General features: G+C 34.3%; 20 protein-coding genes. 19 read left to right on the forward strand and 1 reads right to left on the reverse strand.

Features of this window, described 5'->3' with window-relative positions:
- Positions 1-20: 20 nt before the first annotated feature.
- The 14 genes from lgb_RS03705 to lgb_RS03770 all read left to right on the forward strand — a co-directional run bounded on the left by lgb_RS03705 (position 21) and on the right by lgb_RS03770 (position 13273).
- Positions 21-353, forward strand: a complete 333-nt coding sequence (locus tag lgb_RS03705) for a tail assembly chaperone (protein WP_249663271.1) — start codon at positions 21-23, stop codon at positions 351-353.
- 68 nt (positions 354-421) lie between these two features.
- Entirely contained in the window at positions 422-718 is a 297-nt protein-coding gene (locus tag lgb_RS03710; protein ID WP_249663272.1) for a hypothetical protein, read from the forward strand.
- 14 nt (positions 719-732) lie between these two features.
- Positions 733-3798, forward strand: coding sequence for a phage tail tape measure protein (locus tag lgb_RS03715; RefSeq protein WP_249663273.1), 3066 nt, complete (start codon positions 733-735; stop codon positions 3796-3798).
- Positions 3799-3806: 8 nt separating this feature from the next.
- A complete protein-coding gene (locus tag lgb_RS03720) occupies positions 3807-4568 on the forward strand; it encodes a distal tail protein Dit (RefSeq protein WP_249663274.1) in 762 nt (253 codons plus the stop codon).
- Positions 4568-7402: a phage tail spike protein gene (locus tag lgb_RS03725; protein ID WP_249663275.1), complete on the forward strand. Its 2835-nt coding sequence runs from the start codon at positions 4568-4570 to the stop codon at positions 7400-7402. Before lgb_RS03720 ends, lgb_RS03725 begins: the two co-directional genes overlap by 1 nt.
- Positions 7403-7417: 15 nt before the next feature.
- Complete coding sequence (locus lgb_RS03730) at positions 7418-8362, forward strand: BppU family phage baseplate upper protein (RefSeq protein WP_249663276.1); 945 nt, start codon at positions 7418-7420, stop codon at positions 8360-8362.
- A gap of 3 nt (positions 8363-8365) precedes the next feature.
- The gene (locus lgb_RS03735; protein ID WP_249663277.1) at positions 8366-9241 is read left to right on the forward strand and encodes a fibronectin type III domain-containing protein; all 876 of its coding nucleotides are present in this window, start codon (positions 8366-8368) and stop codon (positions 9239-9241) included.
- Positions 9242-9252: 11 nt separating this feature from the next.
- Positions 9253-9657, forward strand: a complete 405-nt coding sequence (locus lgb_RS03740) for a hypothetical protein (protein WP_249663278.1) — start codon at positions 9253-9255, stop codon at positions 9655-9657.
- 17 nt (positions 9658-9674) lie between these two features.
- A complete protein-coding gene (locus tag lgb_RS03745) occupies positions 9675-10037 on the forward strand; it encodes a hypothetical protein (RefSeq protein ID WP_019299702.1) in 363 nt (120 codons plus the stop codon).
- Positions 10021-11145 (forward strand): LysM peptidoglycan-binding domain-containing protein, encoded by a 1125-nt coding sequence (locus lgb_RS03750; protein WP_249663279.1) that lies wholly within the window; start codon positions 10021-10023, stop codon positions 11143-11145. Before lgb_RS03745 ends, lgb_RS03750 begins: the two co-directional genes overlap by 17 nt.
- Before the next feature lie 88 nt (positions 11146-11233).
- Positions 11234-11773, forward strand: a complete 540-nt coding sequence (locus tag lgb_RS03755) for a hypothetical protein (RefSeq protein ID WP_249663280.1) — start codon at positions 11234-11236, stop codon at positions 11771-11773.
- A 154-nt stretch (positions 11774-11927) separates the two neighbouring features.
- Complete coding sequence (locus lgb_RS03760) at positions 11928-12392, forward strand: hypothetical protein (RefSeq protein WP_249663281.1); 465 nt, start codon at positions 11928-11930, stop codon at positions 12390-12392.
- 55 nt (positions 12393-12447) lie between these two features.
- The gene (locus lgb_RS03765) at positions 12448-12660 is read left to right on the forward strand and encodes a hypothetical protein (RefSeq protein ID WP_249663282.1); all 213 of its coding nucleotides are present in this window, start codon (positions 12448-12450) and stop codon (positions 12658-12660) included.
- Between the two features lie 97 nt (positions 12661-12757).
- A complete protein-coding gene (locus tag lgb_RS03770) occupies positions 12758-13273 on the forward strand; it encodes a YfbU family protein (protein ID WP_249663283.1) in 516 nt (171 codons plus the stop codon).
- Between the two features lie 107 nt (positions 13274-13380).
- Here lgb_RS03770 and lgb_RS03775 read toward each other — a convergent pair whose 3' ends face one another.
- Positions 13381-13563, reverse strand: a complete 183-nt coding sequence (locus tag lgb_RS03775) for a hypothetical protein (RefSeq protein WP_249663284.1) — start codon at positions 13561-13563, stop codon at positions 13381-13383.
- A 475-nt stretch (positions 13564-14038) separates the two neighbouring features.
- Between lgb_RS03775 and lgb_RS03780 the strand changes: the two genes are divergently transcribed.
- The 5 genes from lgb_RS03780 to lgb_RS03800 all read left to right on the forward strand — a co-directional run bounded on the left by lgb_RS03780 (position 14039) and on the right by lgb_RS03800 (position 17261).
- The gene (locus lgb_RS03780) at positions 14039-14233 is read left to right on the forward strand and encodes a hypothetical protein (protein ID WP_249663285.1); all 195 of its coding nucleotides are present in this window, start codon (positions 14039-14041) and stop codon (positions 14231-14233) included.
- A 196-nt stretch (positions 14234-14429) separates the two neighbouring features.
- Positions 14430-14840 (forward strand): hypothetical protein, encoded by a 411-nt coding sequence (locus lgb_RS03785; RefSeq protein ID WP_249663286.1) that lies wholly within the window; start codon positions 14430-14432, stop codon positions 14838-14840.
- A 184-nt stretch (positions 14841-15024) separates the two neighbouring features.
- Positions 15025-15594, forward strand: coding sequence for a hypothetical protein (locus lgb_RS03790; RefSeq protein ID WP_249663287.1), 570 nt, complete (start codon positions 15025-15027; stop codon positions 15592-15594).
- Positions 15584-16270, forward strand: coding sequence for a hypothetical protein (locus lgb_RS03795; RefSeq protein ID WP_249663288.1), 687 nt, complete (start codon positions 15584-15586; stop codon positions 16268-16270). Before lgb_RS03790 ends, lgb_RS03795 begins: the two co-directional genes overlap by 11 nt.
- A gap of 1 nt (position 16271) precedes the next feature.
- On the forward strand, positions 16272-17261 hold the full coding sequence (locus lgb_RS03800) for a hypothetical protein (RefSeq protein ID WP_249663289.1): 990 nt from the start codon (positions 16272-16274) through the stop codon (positions 17259-17261).
- Positions 17262-17290: the final 29 nt, after the last annotated feature.

Here is a 17290-nt window from a genome sequence, read left to right on the forward strand (position 1 = left end):
TTTTTTATTAAGGAGAAAATATGGAATTAACAATTAACGGTAAACAAGTATCTTTTAAATTCGGTGTCAAGTTCGTTCGTGAACTCGATAAAAATTTTGTAATTGAACAAAATGGAGTGAGTTTTGGTATGGCACTCGCTGTAAAAATCATTCCTGAATTAGAAATGGCAAACATTGCAACTTTGGCCAATGTTCTGTTTTTAGGAAATCGAACAGAAACACCAAAGCTTTCTCAAGGAGACATTGATGACTTTATTGATGAATGCGAAGATATTGAAAAATTGTTTGATGATGTCTTGAAAGAAATTACTGAAAGTAATACGGGGAAGCTCATCAAGGCAAAAATGAAATAGATCCTTCTTTTGAATCTTCACAAGATACGTATGAGGAGATGATGATTAATTTCTTCCGATTCTTTGAAATGACAGACATGTTGGAATTTGAACGTATGACTATAAGAGAATACAGCATTAGAATGCTTGCTTTTAGATTGAAAAATCTTGACAAGCGAGAGCTTATTCATCAACAAGCATGGGCTAATTGGCAAGTTCAGTCAACAAGGACAAGAGGAAAGAAAGAAGAACCCGTATATAAAACATTTGATAAATTCTTTAATAAAAAAGAACAAGAAAATGAAATATTGGGTATTGAGACCTCGAAATTTAAATCTGAATCTGATAAACAACTTATGCAGCTTATGAAGAATGCAAATAAATAAGGAAGGAGGAATATATGGAATCTTTTAGCGTTAAAGCATACTTACAGGCAACCGACAACAATTTTGTAAAAACCTTTAATGATGCTGCTAAACAGGTTGAAAACTTCCAAAAAAATACAAATAGCACCATGTCAGCAGTAGGGAAAGTTATGACTTCCTCTGGGAAAGCAATGACTAAGATGGTTACATTGCCAATTGTTGGTATGGGTGTTGCTGCTGCAAAAGTCGGTGGAGACTTTGAAGAGCAGATGAGTCGAGTAAAAGCAATATCTGGAGCGACAGGTAAGTCATTCGATTTATTAAGGCAACAAGCTATTGACTTAGGGGCAAAAACTGCATTTAGTGCAAAAGAATCTGCAGCAGGTATGGAAAACTTAGCTTCTGCAGGTTTTGATGCAACCGAAATTATGCAAGCTATGCCTGGTCTTTTAGACTTAGCTGCAGTTTCTGGTGGTGATGTAGCTTTGGCTTCTGAAAATGCTGCTACTGCATTACGAGGATTTAACCTTGATGCAAGTCAAGCAGGACACGTTGCAGATGTTTTTGCAAGAGCTGCCGCAGACACAAATGCCGAAGTCGCAGACATGGGCGAGGCTATGAAATATATTGCCCCTGTTGCAAATGCGATGGGATTGTCAATTGAAGAAGTATCTGCAGCAATTGGTATTATGTCAGATGCAGGTATTAAAGGTTCTCAAGCGGGTACTTCACTTCGAGGGGCCCTTTCTAGATTGGCAAAACCTACTGATATGATGCAAGCTAAAATGGATGAACTAGGTTTATCATTTTATGATTCAGAAGGCAAAATGAAACCTTTGAAAGACCAAATCGGTATGCTGAAAGATGCCTTTAAAGGTTTAACACCAGAGCAACAACAAAATGCTTTGGTTACCTTGTATGGTCAAGAGTCATTATCAGGTATGATGGCATTAATTGATAAGGGACCAGAAAAGCTTGGTAGCTTAACAAAATCTCTTAAAGATTCAGATGGTGCTGCAGACGAGATGGCCCGAACAATGCAAGATAATATGAATTCATCATTAGAGCAAATGATGGGGGCATTTGAATCTGCAGCGATTGTTATCCAAAAAGTAATGGCTCCTTCTATTAGGAAAATAGCGGATGCAGTATCAGGATTGGTAGATAAGTTTGTTTCTGCTCCAGAGCCTGTTCAAAAACTTGCTATAGCAATAGCATTGATAGTTGCAGCAATAGGCCCATTATTGGTTATATTTGGTCAGGCTGTTGTTACTCTTCAAAGGGTAAAAGTTGGTTTTACAGCTATACAAGCAGGACTTGCTTTAATGGGAACATCTGTAACGGGCGTTATTTTACCTGTATTAGGGATTGTAGCAGCAATTGCTGCTGTAATTGCTATTGGAGTTTTGGTTTATAAAAACTGGGATAAAATTGCTGCTTTTGGAAAACAAGTTTGGAGAAATATTACTAAATTTGTTTCAGATTCCGCTAATGCAATAAAAGAAAAATGGGGCGATATAACAAACTGGTTTTCTGATAAATGGAATGATATTAAAAATGGTGCCAAGGGTCTTTGGGATGGCATGATTCAAGGTGCAAAAGATGCAGTTGATAGCGTTAAAAACACTTGGAACAGCACCAAAGAATGGTTTGCAAATTTATGGCGAGGTACTAAAGACACTGCTTCAAATGCTTGGGATAATGTGAAAAAAGGTGCCTCAAATGCATGGGAAGGCACCAAGTCTGCTTGGAGTAGTACTAAATCATGGTTTGGAGATGTTTGGGATGGTGTGAAAGCCAAATCAGGCGCTGCGTGGGATGGAATAGTAAGTACGATTTCGCCTTATGTCTCGACTATTATTGATGTTTTTAAACCTATGATCAATTTCTTTACAGATTTGTGGAAACAAATCGGAGATATAGCCGGTGCAGCATGGGAAGTGATAAAAACTGTAATCATGGGCCCGGTCTTATTATTGATTGACCTTATCACAGGCGACTTTAATCAATTAAAAGAAGATGCAACCATGCTTTGGAATACTCTCACTCAAAATGTAGCTGCGATTGTAACAGGATTTGTTCAAATTGTTACAGGTTATTATACCGCTCTTAAAGCTACTCTTGTTAATATCTGGGACCAATTAGTAACAATTATTCAAGATGCATGGCTAGGCTTTAAAGTTTCGATAACGGAAACTACAAAGATGATTGTTGATGGAATTGTTTCATTATGGAACAATCTCAAACAAGGAAGTATTGATGCTTATAATGCCACAATACAGTGGATTAAGGATACTTGGTCTGCTTTTACAACGTGGATCATCAATACTACAAAAGCCATTGTGGATGGCATTGTGAACGGATGGAACTCCTTCAAACAAGGAACAATCGATTTATGGAATGCAACAATTAATTGGATAAAAACGACTTGGAACAATTTCAAACAATGGATTAAAACAACCACTGACAACTTAGTCAATGGAGTTAAACAAGGTTGGGAAAACCTTAAACAAGGTACAGTCGATATTTTTAACGGCTTAGTCAATGGGGCTAAACAAGCTTGGCAAAACTTAAAGGATAGTGTAGATAATGTTGTTCAAAGTGTCCGAGATATTTTTGAGACTTTAAGAAATATTGATCTCCTTGATATTGGTAGAGCCATTATTGATGGTTTTGTTAAGGGATTAAAGTCAGCTTGGGAAGCTGGTATGGAATTTATTAGCGGCATTGGAGACTGGATCCGTGAACATAAAGGACCGATTCGTAAAGATAAAAAGCTCCTTATTCCTGCGGGTCTAGCAATTATGGACAGTTTGAATAATGGTTTACAGAGTGGATTTAGCTCAGTTCAATCAAGTGTTTCTGGAATGGGAGATTTGATTGCTGAAGCAGTTAATTCTGATTACTCTGTAGATATTGGAGCTAATGTTGCTGCAGCTAACAAATCAATAAAGAGCGAAATGACTCATGATGTCAATCTTAATAAAGGTAAGCAACCAGGTATTGTCAATGTAAGAATTGGTAAGCAACAGTTCAAAGCCTTTGTAGAGGATATTTCTAATGCTCAAGGCCAAGAAATCATAATGAGTACACAATACTAGGAGGAAAAATGTATAAATTTAGAGATACACCAAAAAGGAAACATCAATCTGAACATATCTTTATTCCAACTAGTGCCATGATCTATAAAGGGACATTTATAGAACGCCTTATTGAGGGTTATCAGACACTTTCAGTTGAAGGCAGAGAAATGTATTCCTTAAATCATGAACTGCAAGAACTGCAGTATGGAGGAATTATCACAAACACAAAACTTCCAGCTCGTGTTCTGACCATCAAATACAAATTAGAGGACAAAGACTCCGAAAGCTTACAAAATAAGTTTGATGAGTTGATGGCCTTTTTATTTTCTGAAGAAGATGTGCTGATACAGTTCAACGATGATTTAGAGTATTTCTTCAAAGGGCGTTATCAAGCTGCAGACCAAGTGCCAGGTGATACAAATTCAATCATTTCTACTTTTACAATAATCTGTGGAGATCCCTATAAGTATGGCAAGGAACAAGTTTCTACAGGAAAAATTCTCGGGAACCTTCCTTATCCTGTAAAGCCAGAGAGTTTAAAAGCAACGATGACAGCTTCCTCTTTGAAAATTACAGATGGGAAGTATGTGTTAAAAGCTTCTGATGTGAAAAAAGGAGATGTTCTTTATTTCGACTTTAAAACAGGGAATGTTTTAGTTAATGGGAAATTGAAAAATGACATTCTTGATCTCAATTCAGATTTTAAAAATATTCGTTTGAGAACAGGTTCGATATTCACTGATGAAAATTGCGACATAGAAATAAAGTATAGAAAGGCGGTGCTGTAGTGGCAAACGTTCTTTTTTTGGATAAGTTTCAAAAAGTAATGAAGGGTTTTGACTCTGCAGAACTTTCGGAATGTATTCAAACAAGGGAAATTACAACAAATGCTTCTGAGCTAATGAACGATAGTCTTTCTCTATCTTTAGCTTATGAAGCGTTATTAGAAGAAGCGAGTTATATTGCTTTAAATGACTCAGGAAAGAAAGAATTCACGCTTTACCGTATTTTGAAAAGTAGTGATGAAGAAAATATTTTGAGTTTCGAAAATATTAACTTTGCGGTTGATGAATTAGACAACTTTATTATTAAGGATGTCCGTCCCAAAAATAAAGCCTTATCTCAAGTTATTAATCAGCTTCTTAATGATTCTGGCTGTGATTGGAAACTTGGAGTGTGTGAAGCAAATAAAAATATCACTAGTAATTTTTATTATTCTTCAATGCGTGAAGCCCTAAAAGCGCTCCAAGAATTTGGCTGTGAATTTACTTTTACAGTGGAAATAATAGGAAATGCGATCACAAGGAAAATCATCAATTGCTATAACAAGATTGGTAAAGTCACAAACAAACGTTTTGAGTATGGTGAAGAAGTTTTAAAAATTGTCCGTGAAAAAGACAGAACAAATATTGTGACTGCCATCATTGGACGAGGTAAAGGCGAAGAAGTTGGAGATGGATATGGCCGAAGATTAGAGTTTACAAATGTCGAGTGGAAGAAATCAAACGGCAAACCACTTGATAAACCAAAAGGACAAAACTATCTGGAATATCCTGCAATGACTGCAGAGTATGGTATTCCTTCAAATGGGAAAATGTTACCACGGAAAACCGTGGTTGTTTTTGAAGATATTGAAGATGCGAATGAGCTGTTACAAAAGACATACGAAACTCTTGAGTACTATAGTCGTCCTTTGGTGCAGTTTAGTACAGAAGTTTTAGGTGCAGATGCTATTGGTAATACTGTGACGATTCACAGAGGAGACCGAGGGTATCACTATCAGACCAGAGTATTTAAAGTTGTCACGAATTATGTGACTGGCCAAGTACAAGCAGGACTTGGAGATAACTTGAACGGGACTTCTATAAATAGGCAAGTTTCAAATGTGCAGAATAATATCTCTGATTTAAACCAAAATAAAATGGGCTTCTATGAGTCCACTGAAATCGGGAAGTACCAAGACGATATTATGCGAGGAGCAGGTAAGAACGGTGGCTCTGTTCGTTGGGTAAATGGTATTGAAGCTGGAGTAAGCAACTCTCGTGAAATTTATGAAGCTATTTTTATGGATGGGAAAAACATTGAGAATTCAAAAGACTTTCTTGTCCAAAATAATGCTGGGATTGTATTTAAACATTGTAAAAAAGGACAATGGAAAACGGTTCAAGACGTTCACAATGGAGCAGGTAAGACAGCGTGGACCATGGATGGTGTATTTAATGCAGACTTTATCAAAGCAGGTACGTTAGAGGGTGTTAAATTAAGATCTGTAAATAACAAATTTATCGTTGAAATATCTGACGGAAAGGTCAGATTCCTTAAAAACTTGGGGAATGGAAAAGAAGAAGAAATGATTGCCTTTGCCCCGGTTTTCAATGTGGATACGAATGAGCTTAAAGGTGTGAGTTTAATTCAGAATCCAGGTTTTAAATTCTCTATCGCTTCAAATACTTCAAGTGGCATTTCTTATGATGTTTTGAGAGTTCCAGAAGACAGTATTGGAAAGGACCGCAAATTAGATTTATTTGGAGATATTAATATCACGGGTAGATTATTACTTAATGGCGAAGAAGTAGTCGCAGGAGGTGGCTCTGGTGGTGGAGAAGGAGAGTTTCCACCAGAAATAGTTACAGATCAAGAAAAGAATGCTTGGATTGTTTGGCAGTTCTTGAAGTCAAAAGGTTATACCGAACAAGCTGCCGCAGGTATTCTCGGGAATATGGACCAAGAGTCTGGTGTGATGCCAGATACAGACCAAGTTGGCGGTCCTGCTTATGGTTTGGTACAGTGGGACGGTTCCGCTTATCCTCTGGTTCCTCCTGCTACATGGAACGGACGTGAATATGTTCAAAACTTGATGCGTGCTGCAGGTATTTCTGGAGATTATCGTATTGCTAAAACACAATCTCAACTCTTAGAGTGGTGTATGTTTAATGGGCAATATATCCCAACAAGTAGCTATCCTTATTCTGTTGCTCAGTTTAAAGGATTAACTAATATTTCCACAGCCACAACAGCTTTTGAAGCGAACTTTGAACGTCCTGCAGCGACTCATCCAGAACGTGTTCAGCTTGCGATTAAATGGTATAACAAACTTCACGGTTTGAAACCACCAACTCCAAGCGGAAATTTAAAAGAGCAGTTGGATAAATTCTACAACACCTATAAAGAACGTTACGTTCAGAATGGGCAGTGCGTAGGATTGACAACGGCATGGATGGCGACACTAACCGCAAATAAATATGGTATGACACCGTGGAATTCTCAAGCTTATAATCCAGATGGTTCTCCAACTTCTGGAAATCCACGCTGGAATTATGAAATTAATATCGGTGATGGAATTTCGGCTGCAACAATTGGTACATTCGCACCGCCTCCAGGTTGGACAAAAATTGTCCCTCATAGTGCAGAAGATTGTAAAGCGGGGGATATTTTCTATGTCGGAACAGACAGTGGAATATCTACAGGACATACTGGAATCGTCTTTGAAGATGGGAAAAATGGAAGAGTTCCTACACTTGACCAGAACTTTCTTAATTCTCCTGTGAGGTGGTTTGATGGTGGTCCAAGTAGTTCTTGGGGGCTTTATAACTGGTTCTGTATTTGGAGAAAGAACACATAAGGAAAGGAGAAACAATTGAAAAAATGGAATGTCACACTTTCCACAACGGAGCCTGATAACTATGTAGGGATCATTAATGTCCGTCAAGGGAATGTCAATAGTGAAGTGATGGAAGCACAAATTGTGCAGAATGGTTTGCCATTGGATCTCACAGACTGTACGGCAACTTTTCAAGCATTTCTAGGTGGAGAACATGTTGTGGAGCGTTCTTGTAAAATCATTGATTACAAGAAAGGAATTGTGCAATATACTTTTGATGAATATACTATGCAATCCCTTCACAGACAACGGGCAAATATTGCTTTTTACAAAGGTGAGGAAGAAATTGCGACCACTCAAGATTTTACTTATTTTGTCATCCATGCTGTATCCAAAACTCCGGGGGAGATGGGGTCTTATTGGCAAACTGCAGAGGACTTGATTAATGACATGAAAGACTACCTCAATGCAGGAAAAGGAGACTTTGAGGATTGGTTTAATTCAATAAAAGATATTTTGGAATCTATTGATCCAGGCGGTAAATTACTTTCTGAGGTTTTGGATCTCAAAAAGATTGTTTATCGTAAGGTACCGAGTGGCTTTAATGTTGTTATTGAGCATGATTCAGAATATCAGCCTGAAATAAAAGTCACCTATTATAAAAATTCAATTGGCACTGAAGAAGAAGGACTTGATACAGGTCCTTCTTTTGGTGGAGAGCGGATTTATAATATTGCGACATCCTTGAGTTATCTGCGAGAGAAAGTGAACGTTGAAATGCCTCAGTCATGGGCAATGGATGGAGAGACAGTTATTCATGAAAACAACCTCTTGTTTATCAATGGAGCAGAAGTATTAAGCCTCACACTTGATGGAGCGAATGTCACAAATGGGTATGTTGAGAAAGTTAAAACTCCAGTTTATTTGGTGGTGTCAGATATATCTGGAAATAGTGCGAAAGTATCATGGGAAAATGGGTGATTTATGGCTACAAATTATAATCACATTGCTTATTCAAAAAGTGCGGATGGGAGAGAAGGGTTTACAACTCTTTATCCGAACTTAAATATTGAAAAACACACTGCTCAACTTATCGGAGAAGATCACAAACTTATCTGGGGGAGTTTTGGGAATAAGACAAAAACAATTGCTTATGAACAAGCTGATATTCCAGATATGCCATCTATTGATGTGGCTGTACATATCACTCAAGTAACACAAGGAAATTCAGGGTGGCGAGGTCCTTCTGGAGCCAATGGTGGCTCTTATCCAGTTTTAGCTGGAGAGCAATACACTATTGGCTCCTATATTAAGAATAATGGTACTCAAGATTTAGTGATTGATTTACAGCTTGGTGTTTCTGCTAAAGAGGACCAGAGTAGTCCTAGTTATTTTAAAAATCAGGTTACGGTACCTGCAAATAGTGGTTGGGTCAGAAAAACATCGACCATCACTATACCAGAAGGCTATAACTGGGCTTGGTCTTATATTTACAGCGCAACACCAACAGTTACAGCTGACTGGTCATTCGCTGGTTACAAAGTTGAAAAAGGAACAAAGGCAACTCCTTGGATGCCACACGAAAGTGAGGTTACATCACAGGATTATCCAACATATATTGGAACTTACACGGATGAAAATGAAAATTCGAGTACAAATCCTGCGGACTATACGTGGGAGATGATGAACTATCGTATTTATCTTGACGGTATTGCAGTTGCTGGAAGTAAATTACTTTCTACAAGAGTTGAAAATTTAAAACCAGATACAAGTTACACTATCCAAGTGAAACAAGTTAGCGGAGAAGAAGAGAGTGACTTTTCAGACAGTGTCACTTTTAAAACTAATGTACAAAAATAAAAGGAGAAAAAATGGCAGAACTTAAGAAAATATATCGAGGGATGCAAAATGGTGCAGAGACAATTAATGATAATTTTGAAACTTTGACAAGTGATACAGGGTGGAAAGATATAGAAGTGATGAATGGTTTTAAATCAGGAACCTTCCCTTTACAATATCGTGTTTTGAATGGGCGCCTTTACTTAAGGGGGCGAATAATTACAGTCACTACTACTTCAGGAACAGGCGTTCAGTTTGGAAAAATACCTGTTACTATTAGTCAGCAACACGAATGGTATAGCGGTATAATCTCGACAGCTACACAGGTACGTATGACTCTATCAACTAATGGTGCACTAACTTTAACACCTGTAGGTGGAGATATGGGGAATGGTTTTCAAGTGTCAGGAATAGATACACAATGTCTTATTGACTAGAGAGGAAAAATAAAAAATTGGAATATAATTTGCTGGGAATTTCAGCATTAATCTTAATAATTTTAGGTTTAACATGGCTTAAGGATGGAGAAAAAATGGACCCACCATTGAAAAAAAGGATTGTCATAGATTTAGTGACAATTGCGTTATTCTGGGGAGTATTTGAGTTTTATAACTTTTCTGGGGTAAAAGAATATAACAACGAAATAGCATTAGTGATCAATGGATCGCTAGTGTTTTTCTTTGCACGGATGATTCAGCTTATATGTCAAATTAATCCATTGTTTCAAGAACTCTTTGCCTATTTAAAATCTAAAGGGGTAAAGATTGAAAATATTGACGAAAAGAAAATAGGAGATGAAAATGAAAAAAATTATTAAAGCTGCTACAATTGTCGTTCTAGCTCTGACAAGTTTTGGAGCAACGAGTCAAGCTTTTGCGGCAGTAGGCGACCAAGGTGTCGACTGGTCTAAATATAATGGCTATCAAGGAAACTTTGGTTATGCTAATGACAAGTTCTCAATCGCTCAAATTGGTGGGACTTATGGCGGGGCTTATGTGGACCAGTTGACTTATAATAGTCAGGTTCAAAATACACTGGCACAAGGGAAACGAGCACATAGTTATATTTATTATGAAGTGGGGAATTCGATTCCGATTGCTAAGGGGGCGCTTGACCGTTACTTACCTCAAATTGCTACACCTAAAGGCTCTATTGTAGCCTTGGATTATGAGAGTGGTGCCGCAGCATCCCTTCTGACAGGATATGATAGTAATGGTAAACCAATTTATGCAAGTACTCCTTGGGAAATTCAAACAAATACTGATGCTATTCTTTACGGAATGCACCGTGTGAAAGAAGCAGGATATACACCAATGTATTACAGCTACAAGCCTTATACATTAGCCCACGTTGATTACAAGCGAATTATCAAAGAATTCCCTAAATCTCTTTGGATTGCGGAATACCCAAATTATGCAGTAACTCCAACTCCAAACTGGAATTTCTTCCCAAGTATGGATGATATTGGTATTTTCCAATTTACCTCAACTTATGTTGCAGGTGGATTGGATGGTAATGTTGACCTTACAGGTATCACGGATAATGGATATGATGGAAAAGTACCTGATCCAGCACCAACACCAAATCCAACTCCAGAACCTACTCCAGAACCAAGTCCAAGCAATAAAACTCACATTGTACAATATGGCGACACGTTGAGCAGTATTGCTTACAATTGGGGCACAAGCTGGCAAGAATTGGCACGTCAGAACGCTTTGAGTAATCCTAACCTTATTTATGCAGGACAAGCAATCAGATACTCAAGTGGCTCAAATGCAGCGACAGGTGGAACTTATACTGTACAATACGGAGATAGTCTCTCGGTTATTGCACGATGTTTAGGCACAACTATACAGCATCTTGTTTCAAGTAATGGAATTCAAAACCCGAACTTGATTTATGCAGGACAAACTTTAAGTTATTAAAAAATGCCTGACTTAAGTCAGGTATTTTTTTGTATTCTTTGATAAAATCAAGTAGAATTAATATTAAAGATTTTTTAGAGAGTGAGTTATGGAGAAAAAGACAAATGAAACTGAACCAGAAAAGAGTAAGTATGGGAACCTTATTGAATGGTTAACGCTTTTTGTGACTTTCATTACATTTATCTCAACTTCTTGGATACAATTTACTCAGATACAGATAAGTAAAAACCAAAATAAGTTTGAACAACAAATGAATATATCGGGCAATAATAAAAAAGATGATTTAAAGTCATTAATGAAAATTGTATCTGATGTAGAGGTGCTAGATAGTTCTTTAGATTCATTAAATGCAAATGATAATGAAAAATTAGTAGAGGGAAAAAAAGAAGCAACAACTTTAAAGAATTCATTTTATTTCTATTTAGACCAAGATAACAAAGAATGGGAAGAGTTAGATAAAGTATTAACAGATAAATTAAAAAACATTTATTTAAAAACTAGTTCAGAAATAAATATTAAAAATACATTGCCAAAAACAGGCGGTGACGACTCTAGGTTAGAGGAAACATGGACTAGTTATATGAAACAGGAAAAAGTAATAATAGGGGATAATAAAACATTAAACTAGTTATTAGCATTATAATAATTTCATCCTTTTCACTAGGCTTTTACTACCATTCATTATAAGATTCACGATACCTTTTATCAGTTGAAATACCCCCCCTAGCCATAACGGTTAGGGTTGTTTTTTTGGTATAATGTTTTTGATTGGAGAATAACAAATGAGTAATATTGATTGGTCAAAGATAGATGGCGGAGTAATTGCTGCTTTTATATCTGCAATAGCTGCAGCACTAGGATTATTTTTTCAAAGAAAAGATATTAAGAAACAGTACGAAAATCAAAGAGTTACTTTTGAACTACAGAAAAAGACATTTGACATACAAAATAGATATCAAAGAGATACGTTTGAGCTACAAAATAAAATAGACGAAAACTCATTAATGACAGATTTAGCAAGTAAAATGATATCAAATACTTTAAGTTTGTTATCAACAAAAATTACACTTTATCCCCAGATTTTAGATGAAAAGCAAAGATGGAGTACTAGAGTAAAGGGACTAGGTCATGTTAACGATGTTTTAGAAACAATGACGTTGACTCAGTATGAAAAATCATTAAGCCAACTAAGAGTTTTAGAGAGTGATAATAAGCAAAAAACAGAAGACCTAATGTCTAATATATAAGTTAGAGATAATTATAGTACAGTTAAAAGAAGATAAACAGAATAAAATAGTAGAATTGATTAATGATACAATAAAAGAATTTGAATTAATGGATATATTTATCGAAGGAGCAAGAAAATTGGAGAGCGAAGATTCGTATGACGTTAATTTAGACAACTGGAGCAAGGAATATAAATTTAACATTGAAAATATTTGTGAAGATTTTAAGCAAATTTTTATAAAAATAAAAAAAGATACACTTTGTGAAATATCAGAAATAAAATCATAAGCATAAAGAAGAGAATATAATTATTTTTGTTATTGACAAAGTTTAAAAAAATAGTAAACTATATAATAGAAAGCGAATACAAAAAGAGGTGCTTAGAATGGAATTAACATTAAAAGAAAGATTATTTTTAGCTAATCAGTACGAAACATTAATTAAATCATCAGATGGAAATGATATTGAATTTTATAAGAAATCTCTAGAAATTGTGAAAAAAGGATTCACTAGCTATTATGATAACTTGTTTTCAGGTATATCAGAAAAAGAATTATCGAAGGATGACTGTAAATTAGTTGAAAACATTTTAGAATTATATAGTGATTTAAAATTTGCTAGAGAATATTCTTCTGAGATCTCATCAGTTTTTTCTGAAAAAGATATTAAATTCAAAGGGTTTGATGGTCATTTAACCGAAAATTATGCAGAGTATGCAGAATTTTTAGTATTAAAAGAGAAGCGATGGAAAGAATTTGAAAATACTATAGAAAATTTGGATTCACATGGGGCATCTCCTGACTTAGATGGATTAAAATCAATGGTTAAAAAATGGGAAAAAATTAACAAATCGTATGATAAACTTACAGTAGAAGATATAAATGAAATCTTGGGCAGATAGTTGTGTATAACTAGGTACTGTTTTATTATAATTATTTGTAGTAGAAACTCTGTATAGAGTATTATGATATACAAAATAAATAAAAAGAGCTTTTCAGCTCTTTTTTCTTACCATCCTTCATCATAAGATTCACGATATATATTATCTATTGAATCTTTAATAAGTTGTTCTTCAGTAAATTTCTTTAGAGACTCAGTCAGCTCACCAGTAGCAAATGCACTCCATTTCATCATTCCTCTATCATGGTAATTACGAATAGATTCATATGTACTATAAGAACGATCAACCATAAATCACTCCTTTACAAAAATATTGATATATTCAATGTTATATATAAAAAAAACCTATAAATACCACGATAAAAATTGAAAATTCCAATTTAAAAGGTTTTATAAATTTTTGTAGTTTATTGTTGGCATAGTAGGGATACTATGTTATGATTAATACATAAAGTTAAGGAAGGAGGATATGTGAAGTACAAACACAACAAAAAAGAGCCTTGGTCAAGAGACCAAAAGCTCGTAGTTGTAGCGATTGTGACACCAATCGTAACATGGCTACTTGATAAAATAATCAAGTAACTTCAACAAGTAGGCGAGGGGCTAAGCCCAACGCTTACTTTCTAGTACTATCATATCAAAAATAACATGAAAAATAAACAGAAACAACCATGGACAAGCTTTCAAAAAACTTTAGTAGCGATTATAATAGTAGAAACATTAATTTTAGTATATGTGCTATTAAGCAAACTAGGAGTTTTTTAATATGGAAAAAGAGACAAAAAAAAGAAAAGCAGTATATAACCCTGAAGCAGATAAAAAATGGGCGGAAAAAAATAAAGAACACAAGAGTTATCTTAAGTATCGATCAACAGCACGCAGCTTTATAAAAAATAAAGCAACCCTGGATGATTTAGAAGAATTGAAGCAACTTATCAAAGAACGAGAAATCATGCTATGATTAAGGTCAGTTCTTATAGATAATTCTCTACAGCGGTAGGGGAACTTTCGAATAAAAAAGAGCATGTAAAGCATAATAATATATTAAAGTTCTCCCTCATTATGTGATTTTGATATCTTTTATCTACTAAAAATATAACATCCCTAGCCATAACGGTTAGGTTTTTTTGGTATAATAATTTTGTTTAGGAGAAAAAATGGAAAAGAAAATACCGACTTGGCCTATGTTTATTTATTCGTATAGCTTAATAATAATTCTTATTTTTATAATGGACCTCTTTGTGTTAGGAATAAGTTCATTATTTAAAGTAACAATCCCTAGAGCAAATAATGAAATAGTAATTACATTTATGTTTTACCACATGGCATTAATCGTTGCGCCAATATATTATATAGTAGAGAGATATCTTGTAAGTGATAAAAACAAGATATGGGTAAAAGTTATATTATACTTAGGAACGTTTGTAGCAACAATTTTAATTGCAAGTTTGAATTTAGAGATAAAATTGAAGAGTTATCTAATATTTATGATTATATACGCGATAATTTTTACTTTAGTATCTGTAAAATATAAATTACCTAAATCTATCAAGTGGTATTTAGATTAAATAAAAGCAATGTCCGGTCGATTGACCGGTCTTTTTTTATTTACGGGAATAGTTGAAAAGTTAGAGCTATAATTAGATAGAGTTATATAAAATATTGACTTTTTTTATAAAAAGTAGTATAATATGGCAGTTTAATTATATGAAATGGTATAATTAAGTTATAAAATGAAGGGAGGGGGATAAAATGAAAATATATAAACCAATACATTTATTGTACGATATTGCTCCTCAAAAAGTTCTGGTAATTAATAAACTATTTTCAGAACATGAGGGGATTCCTTTACAAAGTGATGGTGATTTCAAAATTGCCCTTGTGAGGTACTCTCCAGATATATATTTCAATAATGGGGTTGAAATTGGAAAATTATTTCAAGATGAAGTATTCGAGCCATTAGTGATGACGAATTATAAATTTTTAGCATTACTTTTAATTTGCTCAACAAACCCTTTAATTTTATTTAGCGATTTTTCATTCAAAAATGATGATGACATTGAAGAGTCAGAAGAAAACAGAACATATATAAAAGACTTGATTGATAGCGATCAAAAGATTGATCGATCGTTTGAATTTTTAAAAGATATTGAACAAAGAATTAGTCGCATTGAGTTGACGATAGAAAGTCCCAAGAATCGAGTTGTTTTCTACTCTAATGGGAATGTGGGATTATCGGATAGCTTTGCAAAGACATATTTTAATGTGGTTTTTCAATTGGTAGAATTTTTATTTACGGGAAGTTTGCCAAATGAAAAATAAACTTAAAGAAAAGGCTTTTGATTTGCTTTGTACCTTTTTGGGAAGTTTTCCAGCTTTTTATATTTATCAATTATCAGCTGGTAACATTTGTATTTTTTTGAAAAAAAGTGATTTTCCAAAAACTTTGATAGATATGATTTTAGCTTCGTATTTTTCTTTATTAGTTGGATTAGGTTTTATTTTGGCTTTGTTTTTAATTATTTTATTATCGTTTTTTAAAAAACCAGAAGTAAATATAACGTTCTATAATGAACAGCAAACACAGATCGGTTTTTTAGATTTTACGATTGAGAAGGAAGAGCCTAAATTTTTGAGAATAAAATTTGAAACGAAGTTAAAGAAATTTCAAAAGATAATTATTGATTGGTTGAATATAGAAATACAAGTTAGTACTAATCCTAAAATGTGTAAAATTGAATTAGATGAAGGTTTTTCGTTCCATAATGAGGACTATAAATCTGTGTCAGATAGGTTTATGTGTAATGTGTTTAGAAACTTTCAAAATTCTGATAATAGTACCTCTGTTTCAGTTGATGTCAATGTTCTTTTGATTAATAAAGCAACAGGGGAAATCAAAGTTGAGTCAGCATTAGTTGGAGAAGTTTCTTTAATAAAAAGGATACTTCGAAATTATTGTAAATATAATGTTAATCAACTGATAATTAAAGGGGAATAGAGTGTCAAATCAATTAACTAAAAATCAGCGTTATACTTTGTTAAAATTATCTAATGAATTTTCTGATTTAGAAGAAGTTCTGGAACGTATTGTAAATGATCATCATAATTTCTGGCAGCCGTTGACGGCAGTAAAGAATATACCAGAGGAAGTAGAACATGATGAAAAAAATTATTTATATAAATGGGATAATTTTTCGAGTATTGAAAATATAAGCTTTAGTGATCGGGTTTCAATGCGATTTATTGTAGCTACTGCATCAATAGAATCAGGAACCCGTTTAGTTAAGAATAAAGTAACTGGTGAATTGTTGCCTAAGAGAGAGCGTCTTAATATATCGAAGGTCGATACTATATTTATAGAATCAGATGGAGAAGTATATTGTATTATCTCAACATTTAATTTTTATGAATTAAAACGTGTAGAAAAATTAATTGGAGTTGACTATATTGATCCGATTCCAGCCAGATTTCAAGCTGACTCTGATTTATTTCAATGGTTATTCTATAAGTATATAAAGAACGAAGCTGAATTGAATGATGAGATTTGTTTAGATAGCATCACTGGTTTTACGGGTACTGTAATAAGTGAGGAAAACAAATTTGAAGGTCAAAGTGAACAAATTGCAGATTTAATAATTGCCAAGGCATTTTTAACGAATGGTTATCCTTTGACATCGGTTCGTTTATCTTTACAAACATATGAAGGTTATGCTAGTTTTTATTTAGAAAAGTTGAGTAATCCGAAAGAACTTCAAATAAATGTTGCCAAATTATCTACTATTCAACCTATGATGGAAAGTGTAGAAATAGAGATTAGCATGCCTATCTATATTTATTTCTATCTAATTCCAACGTTAGTTTCGCTTTATAAATCTAGCGAAGAGGAATTTGCCTCTCAAAATAAAAATAGTTTTTTATCGGAGATTGGGATAGAAGTAATTAAAACTATAATGGCAAGGAATGATATCAAGATTAACGATATAAAATAAATTCAACAAAAACACTTTGCCCATAAAAG

It is taken from the genome of Lactococcus petauri (assembly GCF_023499275.1).
Classification (GTDB): Bacteria; Bacillota; Bacilli; order Lactobacillales; family Streptococcaceae; genus Lactococcus; species Lactococcus petauri.